This is a genomic window from Pseudomonas sp. FSL R10-1350 (assembly GCF_009600525.1).
GTDB classification, from domain to species: domain Bacteria; phylum Pseudomonadota; class Gammaproteobacteria; order Pseudomonadales; family Pseudomonadaceae; genus Aquipseudomonas; species Aquipseudomonas helleri.
Window position 1 is genome coordinate 98,574 of record NZ_WIVR01000008.1, and the last position, 14,583, is coordinate 113,156.

At 49.3% G+C, this 14,583-nt stretch carries 16 protein-coding genes; 4 read left to right on the top strand and 12 right to left on the bottom strand.

The genetic code is table 11. The annotated features are described in order from the left end of the window. The first annotated feature begins 96 nt into the window (after window positions 1–96). Window positions 97–1,287 (top strand): benzoate/H(+) symporter BenE family transporter, encoded by a 1,191-nt coding sequence (locus tag GHO25_RS06330; RefSeq protein ID WP_048368489.1) that lies wholly within the window; start codon window positions 97–99, stop codon window positions 1,285–1,287. Between the two features lie 65 nt (window positions 1,288–1,352). Here the strand turns inward: GHO25_RS06330 and GHO25_RS06335 are convergent, their stop codons facing one another. Next, window positions 1,353–2,114 (bottom strand): SDR family oxidoreductase, encoded by a 762-nt coding sequence (locus tag GHO25_RS06335; RefSeq protein WP_153390168.1) that lies wholly within the window; start codon window positions 2,112–2,114, stop codon window positions 1,353–1,355. A gap of 192 nt (window positions 2,115–2,306) precedes the next feature. Between GHO25_RS06335 and GHO25_RS06340 the strand changes: the two genes are divergently transcribed. After that, window positions 2,307–3,311: an NADP-dependent oxidoreductase gene (locus GHO25_RS06340; protein WP_153390169.1), complete on the top strand. Its 1,005-nt coding sequence runs from the start codon at window positions 2,307–2,309 to the stop codon at window positions 3,309–3,311. A 46-nt stretch (window positions 3,312–3,357) separates the two neighbouring features. On the opposite strand, the gene pyrF is transcribed toward GHO25_RS06340, so the two are convergent. After that, a complete protein-coding gene (gene pyrF, locus GHO25_RS06345; RefSeq protein WP_162207679.1) occupies window positions 3,358–4,056 on the bottom strand; it encodes an orotidine-5'-phosphate decarboxylase in 699 nt (232 codons plus the stop codon). 231 nt (window positions 4,057–4,287) lie between these two features. On the opposite strand from pyrF, the gene GHO25_RS06350 reads away from it, so the two are divergent. Beyond that, entirely contained in the window at window positions 4,288–4,455 is a 168-nt protein-coding gene (locus tag GHO25_RS06350; RefSeq protein ID WP_082148642.1) for a DUF2897 family protein, read from the top strand. 134 nt (window positions 4,456–4,589) lie between these two features. Beyond that, window positions 4,590–5,147, top strand: a complete 558-nt coding sequence (locus tag GHO25_RS06355; RefSeq protein WP_048368493.1) for a TetR/AcrR family transcriptional regulator — start codon at window positions 4,590–4,592, stop codon at window positions 5,145–5,147. Between the two features lie 60 nt (window positions 5,148–5,207). Here GHO25_RS06355 and GHO25_RS06360 read toward each other — a convergent pair whose 3' ends face one another. From GHO25_RS06360 to GHO25_RS06405, 10 genes are all read right to left on the bottom strand, one after another. Next, the gene (locus GHO25_RS06360) at window positions 5,208–5,537 is read right to left on the bottom strand and encodes a helix-hairpin-helix domain-containing protein (protein WP_153390170.1); all 330 of its coding nucleotides are present in this window, start codon (window positions 5,535–5,537) and stop codon (window positions 5,208–5,210) included. A gap of 112 nt (window positions 5,538–5,649) precedes the next feature. Continuing rightward, complete coding sequence (locus GHO25_RS06365; protein ID WP_153390213.1) at window positions 5,650–7,644, bottom strand: nucleoside-diphosphate sugar epimerase/dehydratase; 1,995 nt, start codon at window positions 7,642–7,644, stop codon at window positions 5,650–5,652. A gap of 83 nt (window positions 7,645–7,727) precedes the next feature. Next, on the bottom strand, window positions 7,728–8,903 hold the full coding sequence (locus GHO25_RS06370; protein ID WP_178110004.1) for a DegT/DnrJ/EryC1/StrS aminotransferase family protein: 1,176 nt from the start codon (window positions 8,901–8,903) through the stop codon (window positions 7,728–7,730). 49 nt (window positions 8,904–8,952) lie between these two features. Beyond that, window positions 8,953–9,969 (bottom strand): ketoacyl-ACP synthase III, encoded by a 1,017-nt coding sequence (locus GHO25_RS06375; protein WP_153390172.1) that lies wholly within the window; start codon window positions 9,967–9,969, stop codon window positions 8,953–8,955. A 4-nt stretch (window positions 9,970–9,973) separates the two neighbouring features. After that, on the bottom strand, window positions 9,974–10,636 hold the full coding sequence (locus GHO25_RS06380) for a NeuD/PglB/VioB family sugar acetyltransferase (protein ID WP_178110011.1): 663 nt from the start codon (window positions 10,634–10,636) through the stop codon (window positions 9,974–9,976). Beyond that, window positions 10,636–11,373: an SDR family NAD(P)-dependent oxidoreductase gene (locus GHO25_RS06385; RefSeq protein ID WP_153390215.1), complete on the bottom strand. Its 738-nt coding sequence runs from the start codon at window positions 11,371–11,373 to the stop codon at window positions 10,636–10,638. The genes GHO25_RS06380 and GHO25_RS06385 overlap by 1 nt, the downstream gene beginning before the upstream one ends. Before the next feature lie 20 nt (window positions 11,374–11,393). Continuing rightward, window positions 11,394–12,476, bottom strand: coding sequence for a ketoacyl-ACP synthase III (locus tag GHO25_RS06390; protein WP_082148644.1), 1,083 nt, complete (start codon window positions 12,474–12,476; stop codon window positions 11,394–11,396). A gap of 51 nt (window positions 12,477–12,527) precedes the next feature. After that, complete coding sequence (locus tag GHO25_RS06395; protein ID WP_153390175.1) at window positions 12,528–13,565, bottom strand: aromatic ring-hydroxylating dioxygenase subunit alpha; 1,038 nt, start codon at window positions 13,563–13,565, stop codon at window positions 12,528–12,530. A 157-nt stretch (window positions 13,566–13,722) separates the two neighbouring features. Beyond that, window positions 13,723–13,938 (bottom strand): acyl carrier protein, encoded by a 216-nt coding sequence (locus GHO25_RS06400; protein WP_153390177.1) that lies wholly within the window; start codon window positions 13,936–13,938, stop codon window positions 13,723–13,725. Between the two features lie 10 nt (window positions 13,939–13,948). Then, the gene (locus tag GHO25_RS06405) at window positions 13,949–14,566 is read right to left on the bottom strand and encodes a sugar transferase (protein WP_153390179.1); all 618 of its coding nucleotides are present in this window, start codon (window positions 14,564–14,566) and stop codon (window positions 13,949–13,951) included. Between the last annotated feature and the right edge of the window lie 17 nt (window positions 14,567–14,583).

The following is a 14,583-nucleotide window of genomic DNA, read 5'->3' on the forward strand; positions in this document are numbered from 1 at the left end:
AAATGTTACTTTTGCGTTTAGGCTTGCGCTCTGTTCACTGTCTTATCAAGAACAGCTTTTGCAGAGCACTCTGCCCAGTACAAGGAATTGCGTTTTATGACCGACGCCACTCAGCCACGCTTGCACCCGTTGGCCGACACCTCACCTTCTGCGGTGGTCGCGGGTTTCATTGCAATGATGACCGGCTATACCAGCTCATTGGTGCTGATGTTTCAAGCAGGCCAGGCAGCAGGTTTGACCAGCGGACAAATCTCTTCATGGATTTGGGCGCTGTCCATTGGTATGGCCATTTGCAGCATAGGCTTATCCCTGCGTTATCGCACCCCCATTACCATCGCTTGGTCAACGCCCGGCGCCGCGCTGCTGATTACCAGTTTGGGGGGCGTCAGTTACCACGAGGCCATCGGTGCGTACATCACATGTGCCGTGCTGGTGATTATCTGTGGGGTGACCGGGAGTTTTGAGCGCTTGGTCAAACGCATTCCGGCGTCCCTGGCTGCGGCCTTGCTGGCCGGTATCTTGTTCAAGATCGGTAGCGAGATATTTGTCGCTGCGCAGCATCAGACCGGCCTGGTCATCGGCATGTTTTTCACCTACCTGATCGTCAAACGCCTGTCGCCGCGCTACGCGGTATTGGCAGCGCTGGTGATTGGCATCGTGATTTCGGGGTTGCTCGGGCTGCTGGATTTCAATGGTTTCGCCCTGGAAGTGGCCGTGCCGGTGTGGACCACGCCTTCCTTTTCGCTGGCAGCCACCATCAGCATCGGCATCCCGTTGTTTGTGGTCGCCATGACCTCGCAGAACATGCCGGGCATCGCCGTGCTGCGCGCCGACGGTTACACCGTGCCCGCTTCGCCGCTGATTACCACCACGGGTGTGGCCTCGCTGCTGCTCGCGCCTTTTGGTTCGCACGGGATCAACCTGGCGGCCATCAGCGCGGCCATCTGCACCGGGCCACATGCCCATGAAGACCCCAAAAAGCGTTACACCGCGGCCATGTGGTGCGGGATTTTCTATGGCATTGCAGGCATTTTTGGCGCCACATTGGCCGCCTTGTTTGCCGCCTTCCCTAAGGAGTTGGTGCTGTCGATTGCGGCCTTGGCGCTGTTTGGCTCGATCATCAACGGCCTGACTATTGCCATGACGGAGTCCAAAGAGCGAGAAGCTGCGCTGGTAACGTTTATGGTCACCGCATCAGGGATGAGCCTGTTCTCGGTCGGCTCAGCGTTCTGGGGCATCGTGGCAGGCGTGTTGACGCTGATGATTTTGAACTGGAAAACCCGCTGAATCATGGCTCAATGTGGGCTGCGATCTTTTTCAACATCAAAAGATCGCAGCCTTCAGCGGTTTCATTAAATCGCTAAAGCCCCGCCATCAATTGCCAAGGCATGGCCCGTGGTAAATGCTGCACCGTCCGAACACAGGTACAGCACAGCACTCGCGACCTCTTCTACTGTGCCCACTCGCCCGACCGGATGCATCGCCGCAGCAAACTCCGCCTTTCTCGGATCTGCCTCGTATGCGCGGCGGAACATATCTGTGTCAATCGCGCCAGGGCACACCGCATTGACGCGGATCTTTTTCTTCGCGTATTCAATGGCCGCCGACTTTGTCAGACCAATCACCGCGTGTTTTGACGCCGAGTAGATACTCATCTTCGGTGCGGCGCCAAGGCCTGCCACAGACGCGGTATTGACGATCGCTCCACCGCCCTGGCTGAGCATCAGAGGCAACTGATATTTCATGCACAACCACACACCTTTAACGTTCACGCCCATGATTGCGTCGAATTCATCCTCTGTACCGTCCGCCAAGCGGCCGTGCTCGATTTCGATGCCAGCATTGTTGAAGGCGTAATCCAGACGGCCATAAGTGCTGAGGGTCTGCTCCATCAAATGCCTGACGTCCGCCTCAAGGGCGACATTGCAACGTACAAATGCTGCGCTGCCACCGGCGGCCTTGATCAGCTCGACAGTGCCCTCCCCGCTCGCGGCATCCAGATCGGCCACAACGACATTCAAGCCCTCGGCCGCGAAGGCCAGTGCCGCGGCCCGCCCGATACCTGCACCGGCCCCGGTCACCACAGCCACTCGCCCGGAAAACGTCATGCTCATTATTCTTATCCTCAAAGGGGAAAATCTGTTTTCAGTGTAGGCACACCCAAACAACTTATTTATCGAAGTGATATAACTCCGCCTACCAACATCACCCCAATTGATGAAAAAGCATTCGTAAGATCATGTTCGCTTGCCGACACGGCCCAGAACGTCTATCAACCTCCTTTGCCTTAATGATGAGTGCCTACGATGACCGCCGAGACTAACCGCCAATTCCTTCTCGCCAAACGCCCCGTCGGCGCAGTAACCCGCGACATTTTCACCTACCAACAGGTGCCTGTGGCTGAGCCCGGCGATGGGCAAATCGTGGTTAAAAATGAATACCTGTCCCTCGACCCCGCAATGCGCGGGTGGATGAATGAAGGCAAGTCCTACATCCCCCCTGTGGCTCTTGGGGACGTGATGCGCGCTTTGGGCGTCGGCAAAGTCGTTGCCTCGAAGCATCCGGACTTTAGCGTCGGTGATTACGTGAACGGCGCGCTGGGTGTGCAGGATTACTTCGTTGGGGAAACCCGCGGTTTCTACAAAGTTGATCCCAAACTGGTGCCTTTGCCGGTGTACTTGTCAGCGCTGGGCATGACCGGCATGACCGCCTACTTCGCATTGCTCGACATTGGAGCACCGAAAGCCGGAGACACTGTGGTGATTTCTGGTGCTGCGGGCGCCGTTGGCAGCATTGCCGGGCAAATCGCCAAGCTCAAGGGCTGTCATGTGGTCGGTATAGCAGGCGGGAAAGACAAATGCGCCTACCTGATTGACGAACTGGGTTTTGACGGCGTGATTGACTACAAGAACGAAGACGTTCTCGCCGGCCTGAAACGTGAATGCCCTAAAGGGGTCGACGTGTATTTCGACAACGTGGGCGGCGATATTCTGGACGCGGTGCTCAGTCGCTTGCGCTTCAAGGCGCGCGTAATCATCTGCGGTGCGATCAGTCAGTACAACAATAAGGAATCCGTCAAAGGGCCGGCCAACTATCTGTCATTGCTGGTCAATCGTGCGCGTATGGAAGGGTTTGTGGTGATGGACTATGCCGACCGTTACGCTGCGGCCGCACAAGAAATGGCTGTTTGGCTGAGCAAAGGGCAATTGAAAAGCAAGGAGCACATTGTTGAAGGGCTGGAGACCTTCCCTGAAAACCTGCTCAAGCTGTTCAGCGGGGAAAACTTCGGCAAGTTGGTACTGAAGGTTTAAACCCCATGTCGCCGCAGCCCGGGCTGCGGCGACATCACTGGCGAGCTTAAGCTATTTCGGCAACCACGGCAGCCAATGCTTTGCCCGGATCAGCCGCTTGGCTGATCGGGCGACCAATAACCAGGTAATCAGAACCCGCATCCAACGCCTGACGTGGAGTCAAAATGCGACGCTGGTCATCCTGAGCACTGCCAGCAGGACGAATCCCTGGCGTTACCAATTGCAGCGACGGGTGTGCGGCCTTCAGCGCTTGCGCTTCCAGAGCCGAGCACACCAGCCCATCCATACCGGCCTTTTGTGCCAAAGCAGCCAAACGCAACACTTGCTCTTGTGGCTCGATGTCCAGGCCGATGGCAGCGAGGTCCTCACGCTCCATGCTGGTCAATACCGTGACACCAATCAACAACGGTTGCGGGCCGGTACGCTTGTCCAGCTCTTCACGGCAGGCAGCCATCATGCGCAAGCCGCCCGAACAGTGAACGTTAACCATCCACACGCCCATCTCGGCAGCAGCCTTTACGGCCATCGCGGTGGTGTTGGGGATGTCATGGAATTTTAGGTCCAGAAAGACCTCAAAGCCTTTGTCACGCAACGTACCGACAATCTCAGCAGCGCAACTGGTGAACAGCTCTTTGCCCACTTTTACGCGGCACAGTTTCGGGTCCAACTGATCAGCCAATTTCAGTGCGGCGTCACGCGTTGGGTAATCCAGGGCGACGATGATAGGAGTCTGGCAGTCGGACATTAGCGGGTTCTCAGGCTGGTCGAAATCGGCGCGCATTGTAGCGGAAGCCGCCGCCTACCGGCACCCGATGATCGTATTTTCATGACTTTAATCATCTTGAGGTGATCACACGCGCACGAAAAAATAACCGGCCTACAATGAAATCACTGATTACTCACACACTTAACGGGATAGACAGCACAACGCTTCGCAAATTTTTTGCTCAGCCACGTGCCCTTCAAGGAGAACACAATGCCCTGGTATGGTTGGATAATACTCATCGTAGTCATCGGCGCTATAGTTGGCGGCCTGATGACCCTGCGTGACACCGCCGACAAAGTGGAACTGACCGATGAGCAGCGCAAACGCGTTGCTGAACGCAATGCTGAAATGGACGCAAAAGAATCAAAGGACCGGTAAAACGTGGGCAGTCCTCAGCGCTCGTTCAAGGATGAGCTCTGAGGACAAATGCCTATACACAAATGCACGAAGTGTCTGTGCAATGGCTCGAAACTCAGGGCTATGATGCGTCATTGCATTAAGAGGCTGCAGCCATGCGTTACTCACCCGACCACAAAGCCCTGACGCATCAACGCATTATTAAAGAAGCCGCCTGCCTGTTTCGACGTGACGGGATTGGAGCAACCGGCCTGCAGCCCCTGATGAAATCACTGGGCCTGACCCACGGTGGCTTTTACGCTCACTTCGCCTCAAAAAACGAACTGGTTGAAAAAGCCCTGCAACAGGCAGCATATGAAGTCGATGGCCTGTGTGCCGATATATTCAGCCAGCCGCAGCCGCTGCATGTGTTTATTGATGCCTACCTGTCGCAATGGCACGTGACCTCGCCCCATGAAGGCTGCCCATTGCCAACCATGTCTGCAGAAATGGCACAGCAAGGACATGCCAGCCCGACGACCGACAGCGTTATCAACGCAAGGCTCAAACAAATCGAAAGCACGCTGCCGGGCACAGAGGCGCAAGATCAGAGCATCATGATATTCGCCAGCTTGGTGGGCGCATTGGTGCTTGCCCGAAGCGCTGAAAGTGACGCATTAAGAGAAAAAATCCTGGATGTAACACGTAAAACACTGAAGCAATCAGTCGAGTAAAAGCGGCTGCAAACAAAAAAGGCCAGTCATTGACTGGCCTTCTGCATTCCCGCGCTTTACTTAGTTAACGGCAACCCGATCCCGGTTCTTGTCGAAAATGGCCTTGCCTATGCCTTTGACTTCCAGCAACTCATCAGCCGAAGCAAAAGCACCGTTTGCCTCACGGTAAGCAACAATTGCTTTAGCCTTGGTGGCACCCACACCGGACAGTTCGCGCTGAAGTGTCGCCTCATCTGCCGTATTGAGGTTGATTGTCATCACTTGAACATCGGGTGAAGCCGCCGCAGCCACGACCGGTGCACCTGCTTCGGCCACAGGAGCAGCATGAGTCACGCTGGAAACACCGACCATCAAAGCCAAAAACATCGAAGAGAGAAAGGCAATACGCATAAGTGACACTCCAATACATCGTTAAGTGGAAACAGCTTTCCTGAGCTGTACTCCAAACTTAGGCGATGGTTGGAGGGTGTCAAAAATGTGTCAGTTGCAGGGTGTGTATTGACTAGGGCTCAGTCCGATGCTGCAGGTGAATCCAGTCCACAATTTCACCCTCAGGTGAATATCCACTGACTGTTTCACGTAACAATTGTCGAACTCGTGGATAGTCGTCCTGATCTACTGCGTCAAGCAATTGTTCAAGTTTTTGCTTGAGTTCACTCCAAGACAACATGTCCTCATTGGCACACATGATCATTGGATGCTGCGTAGCGATTACGTTGTCGCCAATCAGCAATTCTTCGTAAAGCTTTTCTCCAGGACGAAGCCCTGTGAATTCGATTTCAATGTCGCCATGCAAGTTCTTATCGGAGCGCACGCTTAGACCTGAAAGATGGATCATCTTCTCAGCCAGTTCGACAATGCGTACCGGCTCACCCATATCAAGAACAAAGACATCACCACCCTGCCCCATGGAGCCGGCCTGGATAACCAATTGGGCCGCCTCAGGAATGGTCATGAAGTATCGGGTAATCTTAGGATGAGTGACAGTCAGTGGGCCACCGGCTTTGATCTGCTTATGGAATAGAGGAATCACTGAACCCGATGAGCCCAACACATTGCCGAAACGAACCATAGTGAAACGAGTTTTATTGACCCTGACTACGTTTGAATTATCGCCCAGCAAGACAGGGGCCACCTCATGGCTGAGAGCCTGAAGCGTCATCTCAGCTAATCGCTTGGTACTCCCCATCACATTGGTCGGGCGTACGGCCTTGTCTGTGGAGATCAAAACAAAGTTCTCCACTCCTGCCTGAAGGGCTGCCTGAGCAGTGTTGAGTGTGCCGATAACGTTATTAAGGACCCCTTCCGCGATATTGTGCTCAACCATGGGCACATGCTTATAAGCCGCAGCGTGATAAACCGTATCAACCTTCCAGGTATTCATCAGATCGAGCAGCTTCTGAGAATTCCGAACCGATCCCAAAATCGGTAGCACTTTAACCGAGAGCGATTCGCGACTCACCTGTTGCTCAAGCTCAGAAAGGATGCTGTAAAGATTGAACTCGCTGTGTTCGAACAGTAATAACGTTGTTGGGTTCAACGACAGAATCTGACGACATAGCTCAGAGCCAATTGAGCCTCCCGCGCCCGTGACTAAAACACATTGACCTTTGATGCAATGCTCCAATAAATCCGCCTGTGCGGGCACTGCATCACGTCCCAGTAAATCAGCGATATCCACTTCCTGGATATCGTCAACCTTGACCCGGCCGCTTGCCAAGTCCATGAAGCCGGGAACACTGCGTACATGCAGCGCAAAGCCCTCTAGCAATCCCAATATCTCGCGACGACGTGCACGTGATGACGAAGGAATGGCCAAAAGTAGTTCTTGAGCGCCAGTTCGATCGATCATCTGCTGCATATTTTCAGGCTTGAAAACCTGCAAGCCTGAAATAACTCGATCAGCAATGCTTTCATCATCATCAATGAAAGCCACGGGCCGCATCAGCCGGCCCATGCGCAATGCAGCAACCAACTGGTTACCCGCAGCACCCGCACCGTAAATAGCGACTCGTGGTAGTCCATCATCACGACTGGTAAAAGGCACGTGTTGGGCTGCGGAAAACCAATCCCCCAAGAAGTACTGACGCATGGCCAAGCGTAAACCGCCCAACATGATCAGACTCAGCCACCAATAGTTGAAAATGATCGAGCGCGGAACGACGTTATCGTGATTGCTGTACCAGTACACCACCACCGCCAGGATCAGCGAAGACAAGCTGACTGCTTTAATGATGGCGATGAGGGCATCATTGCCGAAATAGCGCATGACTGCGCGGTACATGCCAAAACGGATAAACAGGGGAATGGCTACTAAAGGCGCGGCGACAAATAGCCAGACATGCGCAGTAACCGGGTTGATCATATCGTCAATCCCCAGTCGAACAACGAAGGCTAACCATAAGGCTAGCCAAACGAGCATGATATCCGATGCTACCTGAATGGCTCGTTTTTGCCGTCGAGACAAATTGAGTAAAAAAGATCTAATTATAGCCATAACATCTTTGAACACCTGTGCAGATCCAAAACCAATACGCAGTCTGCTTTATGCAAACCTAGTACTTATAAAGTAGCACCTGCTTACAAAGATGCTTCCTTCACAACACTGCTCAATATCTCGCATGTCATGTCTATCTCTTGGACTGTCAACGTAGGGTGAACCAAAAACATCATGCTTGTTTCACCTAGTTCTTTGGCGTGTTCAAGACGTTGCGCAGGCCTCCATCCAGTATTGTCAAAAGCCTTTTCAAGATAAACCTCTGAGCACGAGCCTGAAAAGGCAGGTACCCCTTGGGCAACAATTTCATTAAGAATGCGATCACGGGACCAGTCTGCTTTAAGGCACTCAGGGCGCACAAACACGTAGCACTTATAGGCGGCATGAACGTCACTTGCTGCCAGGTCAGGTACCCGAAGAGCAGGTAACTGCTTCGCAGCGTTCCAAATCTGAAGGGCATTATTCAAACGAGTTGCCTGCCAGTCATGCATACGTCGCAACTGAATACGACCTATGACAGCTTGCACCTCCAGCATCCGCCAGTTCGTACCGAAGCTCTCGTGCAGCCAGCGAAATCCGGGGGTATGCTCACGCTCATAGACAGCTTCCCAACTCTTGCCGTGATCTTTGTATGCCCACATATCCAACCAGAGTTGGCGATCATTAGTCGTAACCATGCCCCCCTCACCACCTGTTGTCATGATCTTGTCCTGGCAAAAGGACCAGGCACCGACATGGCCAATAGAACCAACCGGACGGCCTTTGTAATAAGCTCCGTGAGCTTGAGCACAATCCTCAATAATCTTGAGGCCAAACTCATCTGCCAATGCCATGATTGGATCCATATCACATGACCAGCCTGCCAAATGGACACAAATCACCGCTTTAGTGCGAGGAGTCAAAACCTGGCGGATGGTTTCTGCAGTAATATTCTGCGAATTCAAATCCACATCGGCAAAAACTGGTATTGCTCCGGCATTTACAATACTTGAAACTGAAGCCAGGAAAGTGCGAGAGGTTACTATCACCTCATCACCAGTGCCAATACGAAGGGCTTTTAATGCCAAATCCAGGGCGACAGTCCCATTTGCCAAAGCCACGGCATATTCAGTCCCAGACCACGTAGCAAATTCTTTTTCAAAAAAGCGAGTTTCCTGACCAGTCCAATAATTAACTTTATTCGACAAAATCACGGCACGGACTGCATCAGCTTCTTCATCAGAAAAAGAAGGCCATGGAGAAAAATTAGTATTTAGCACAATTAACCTCTGCGTAGACGCTGACCATCAATTATAAGTTTCATGAAGCTTACCATTTAATAATACAGCCAGCCCAAGAATACCCTACACCAAAACCAACACCTACAACTGTTTTGCCCTCAACTAAAACGCCTTTATTTAACGACTCTTTAAGCGCGATAGGAATACTGCTTGAAACAGTATTACCACAGTGTGCAAACTCTGCAATAAACTTTTCAGAGGGCAGTTTAATTCTGCGCCGCAAAGAATCGAGCATAAATTTATTAGCTTGATGAAACGCAAATAAGTCAACCTGATCAATCGTAAATTCATCATCAAACAACGATGTAAATAGCTCAGGTACACGGCGCATAGAAAATTCAAAAATAGCAGAGCCATTCATGTACAAATTGGCATCAGTACGAGAATTTCCACTGTCATCCGTATAAAGATCAGGCTCTAAATTGAGTGCCGCCGGATGGCGAGCGCCTCCAATAGGTACAATTAGATTTTTAGCACCCGCACCATCGGTGCCATAACGAAATCGATCAAGAAACGGGCCACCTGCAGACGCCTGAATCAACGTTGCTGCAGCGGCGTCCCCAAACAAAGTCCTAACACTTTTGTCTGCGGGATGAATAAATTTGCTATAGCTTTCCGCCGTCACTAATAAGATATTTTTTGCTTGCCCTGTTTCAATCAATCCTTTGGCTAACCCCAAACCATAAATAAAACCTGAGCAGCCTTGATTGTAATCAAAAGCTCCGCACAGTGTCGAAAGCCCTAGACGGTTCTGCAAAATACAAGCAGTAGCAGGCAAAAAGTAATCTGGGCTTTGAGTACACAGAATAATAAAATCAATCTCGGATCGATCGATAGTACCTGTTGCTAATAGCTTTTCACACGCAAGAAACGCCAAATCAGACGCACATTCATCCTGCGCAATAATTCGACGATCGCTGATTCCTGTTTTATTAAATATTTTATCTACGTTCCACTCGGGAAACTCACGCGCCAGTTCATCATTAGTCAGTGAGTTAACAGGAAGGACATATTCAATAGCTGTGACTCGGGCAAATACATTCATTTGATCATCCGGAAATACGTTTGGCTGGAACACCGAATACCGTAACACCTGGCGCAACTTTTCTGATGGCTACGCTCCCGGCACCGACAACTGCGTACTCACCCACTACAACCTTGGGCACAACAACCGCGTGAGAACCTAGAAATGCACCCTCTAACAATTTACCCCCCCCCGTTACATCACAATGACCACTCAGTGTGCAAAAGTCTGACACCAAGGTGTCATGGCCAATGGTGCAACTAGAGTTAATGGTGACAAAGTCACCGACAACTAAATCCGTTGAAAGGACTGTGAACGGGCAAATGACAGATCCCTCGCCAATTTTTACGCGGGGACCGACAATCACAGTAGGGTGAAGCAGAGTGTAAAAGTTTGTGCCTTTAACTTTTAATTTATCTGTTAATGTTTTTTTGACGCGAGGATTGGCAATTGCACAGACGACATATATGTCATCTGCAGGGACAAAATTTTCGACAGTTGACAATATAGGCGGAAGATCAGAAAAACCATTTAGGGCATCTCCGGAATCATCAATAAAACCGGAAATTATCCATTCAGCGGTGTTCGTCGAACGAAGAGTTCCCTGGCTAATAAGATCCAAAAGCCATGCATAAACTTCACGCCCAAAACCACCCGCCCCCAAGATTACAAGTTTATTTGTCTTGATCATGCAAGGTAGCCCCCATCAACAACCATAGCAGTGCCAGTAACCCAACGAGCTGCTGGTGAAAGAAGATAGTTAACTGCATAGGCAACATCGTCTGCCTTGCCAAAACCGAGAGGATGCCGCTGTTCGATCGCAAGCATTGAGTCAGCACCCACTAAAGACTCTAATGTATCGACTAGCTCAGTTTGTACGACCCCAGGAGCAATTGCGTTAACACGAATACCTTCACGTGCCAACTCTACGGCTGCCGCACGCACCATAGCCTCAACAGCCCCCTTGCTTGCGCAGTAACCGAGGAGCGCGGGTTCGCCAGCTTGGGCCATTACAGAAGAAATCAAAACAATACTGCCACCAGAAGCACATACCCCCTTCTGACGAAAAGCCTTAATTAGTAAAAAGCCTGAAGTTACATTGGTTGCCATGATCTTATCCCAATGCCCGGCACTCATAGCTCGAATTGGCATTGGCATCTGTACACCAGCAGCATGAACCAATCCATCCAGAGGAGATGTCCTTTTAACAACTTCCTTCAACCATTGAGAAACATCAGCACCAGACAAGAAATCAAATAACTCAATTGAATGACCTGCACCTTGTAACTGGCTAAGGGTAGACTCCAGGCGCGTCATGTCACGAGCAACTAATGTTAGACTTGCGCCCTGTTTACTAAGCCAAATAGCAACTGCACGCCCGATCCCTGAAGAAGCACCTGTTACCAGTATGTGCTTGCCAAGCATCGAAAAAGGATTCACCTCTGTCACATTTCACCTTCGGTTTCAGAGTTGGAAGTAACGGTAAGCGAGCTAACCCAGACATTATCAAAATCAGCTATACATCCTGCCCAAGAATACCCGACGCCAAACCCAGCTAACATGAAGCGGCCAGATAAATGACTGCCTGCTTTATTCTGATGAAGACTAAGTGCAAGAGGAATTGAAGCGCAACTTGTATTGCCAACATCTTTCACATCCAACACTACCTTTTCAGGTGGTAGTTTCATCCGTTTAACCAGATGCTCCAGCATGAAGCGATTAGCTTGATGGAAAACATAATGATCGATCTCTTTTCCACTTGCTGTATTTGCTTCATGAAGAGCCTTCACGAGTGCCGGTACGCGAGCCAGAGTAAATGCAAAAATCTCCGCACCATTCATGTACAGGTCGTAAGGCCCTCGAACTCCTGGTTCTGAGGTTTCAGTCGACTGACCATGGCGGTCTCGGAAACCTCCAGACGGCACGATCAGGTTCTTGGCTCCTCTCCCATCTGTCCCCATGACAAAGGGCATATCAGGAGCAGACGGATCATGTTCCAATATCGTTGCTGACCCAGCGTCACCAAATAATGCTGCGACCGAACGATCTGCAGGAGAGACAATTTTACTGATGGTATCGCCGACCAATAACAAAGCACGTTGACTTCCACCACCAGACAAAAGTGAACCTGCTACCCAGAGCCCGTATGTATATCCTGAACACCCCAATGCGATGTCAAATGCTGCAGCGTGCATGGGTAGATTTAAGCGTTCTTGTAAGATGCATGCAGTGGCTGGCAAAGTGAAATCATGGGTCTGTGATACAAAAATCAAAGTATCAATAGTTGATCTGTCAATATTCAGATCACTTATCAGGCGTTCAGCTGCTGCGACACATAGATCTGAGGAGCACTCACTAGACACCACATGACGACGTTCTACTCCCGTGCTAGACATGATCTTGTTGAGATTTTCAGCACCAAATGCATCAGTAAGGCTGGTGACCTCGGCAACGTGAGCCGGCACAGCACAAGCTATTCCTTTGACACGAACATTTTTGACCGAACGGATGTGATTATTGCCAACCATCTTAAACTCCTGCTGTTCGAGTTTTGCGGGCTTGTATATTCAAAAGGCTCTTCAAGAAGATTTATTCCACTCTGCACAAGAGCGTCTAAAGTGCAGGAGTTTTTGTTCTAGCGTACTCGTGAATTTTGGCGCAGAGGTAGACCATGACTTGGCAGGAATACGTTTGCAAATTTGATGATCCTCATCAAATACTTGACGATTAATTTGAGCACTAGAGATAACAAAAGAAGATGTAATTTCTTTATATTTGGGCTCACTGTTTTTCACTGGATAAAGCCGACTGGTAAAAAAAGAAGACTGCGCATCTGAAGAGGGAAAAAAACTTTGCATCGAATACGAGTAACCATACGTAGAAGAAATCATTGAAAATGGAAAAATAAAAATACTCATATACCCTTGATAAGGCTCTGTTACCGAATAAAATCGATTCAAGCTTCTAAGACGCTTGGCAACCTTTTCATCTTCAACTGGTGAATACCATATTGAATTCTCGCCGTAAAACTCATTTTGACCAACACCTAAATTTAATGTTGCAAGCGTATTGGTATGTATTAACGGTATATGATAAGGCTCTAGAGCATTTTCTAGAGCAATGGTCCAATCACACTCAAAAGGGTATCTGTTAAAGTCTGCACGACTATCAATATCACCTCCAATCCTAACAAGCAAATCACTGATAACAGGCCCAAGTTGCTCTTTTAGGATTGTATGCGGCTTTATAGCAAAAAACACAAGCTCACCGATAACTTCCAGTTTAAACTCATTGAGCCGGGCACTGGCAATATCACAGCCTTGAAAAGTCTTAATACCTGCCACATTGACTTTACCGCGAGTGTAACTCCAGCCATGGTAAAGACACTTTACCATTTGATTACCATAGTCTTCCGTAAAAAAACGAGCTCCACGATGAGGGCATAGATTATCGAACGCTACAAAATTACCTTTGTCGTTAATAACAACCACTTCAAAATCTTGTATCTCAAAAAGTACAAAATCTCTATCATTCGCCAACTCAGACATGTGGGCAATTGGATGCCAATAAGACCGTACTAAATCATCAGCAATTTTAACAGAATCCAACACTGCCATCTTTTACGCTCACATAGCCAATATAAAAAATTTCAGAATATATATCCGCGCAACACATCTTATAAACTAACACTCGTGTTGCACGCAAAAATCAAATACCCGGAAAATTATTTCCGGGTTTGATAACTTAGCGCTTACCTCTTTTTTAAAGTTACAACTATATGGTAATAAGCGCCACAATATCTGACACTTTCACGCACTCATTCAACTTTTCTGCTGAAAGTGTTTTATCCAAACGTTCATCCGCCAATGCCATAAAGGTAACGACAGCAATCGAGTCCCACGCCAGATCTGCGAGTGTATCGTCAAGGCTCACCGTCCCTTCATCTGCTTCCATTGCTTCTTCGATAAGGCTCAGAATTTTTTCTTGCATAGCATTTTCCCTACGATTTATCAGTAGTACGTTTTTGCTCAATGGACCCGGTGAAGGCTTCCATAGTCGCGTTATTTTCCTGCGAAATGCCTTCTTTTATAAGCACTTTTTTTATGGTTAGAAAAAGAATTTTTATATCGAGCCATAGCGTGTGGTTGTCGACATACCAGACATCAAGCTTGAATTTCTCATCCCAACTTAAACTATTACGTCCATTGATCTGAGCCCAACCTGTTACGCCGGGCTTAACCTCATGCCGTCTTCTCTGTTCATCCGAGTAAAGCGGTAGATATTGCATCAGCAAAGGCCTAGGTCCAACTAAACTCATATCACCCTTCAAAACGTTCCAGAGCTCTGGCAGCTCATCCAGACTGCTCGAGCGTAAAAAACGTCCAAAATGTGTCATCCGCTCACTGTCTGGGAGAGGCCGACCGTTACTATCGACCGCATCACGCATAGTTCGAAACTTAATCATGAGAAATGATTTCCCGTGCAAACCTGGTCTTTCCTGTTTAAAAAGAACAGGAGACCCCAGTTTTCTTCGAATCATCCAAGCGACAATCAAAATGACGGGGGATAAAATCAACAATCCGTACACCGAACAAATAATATCAAATAGTCTTTTCATATATTATATTCACTTAC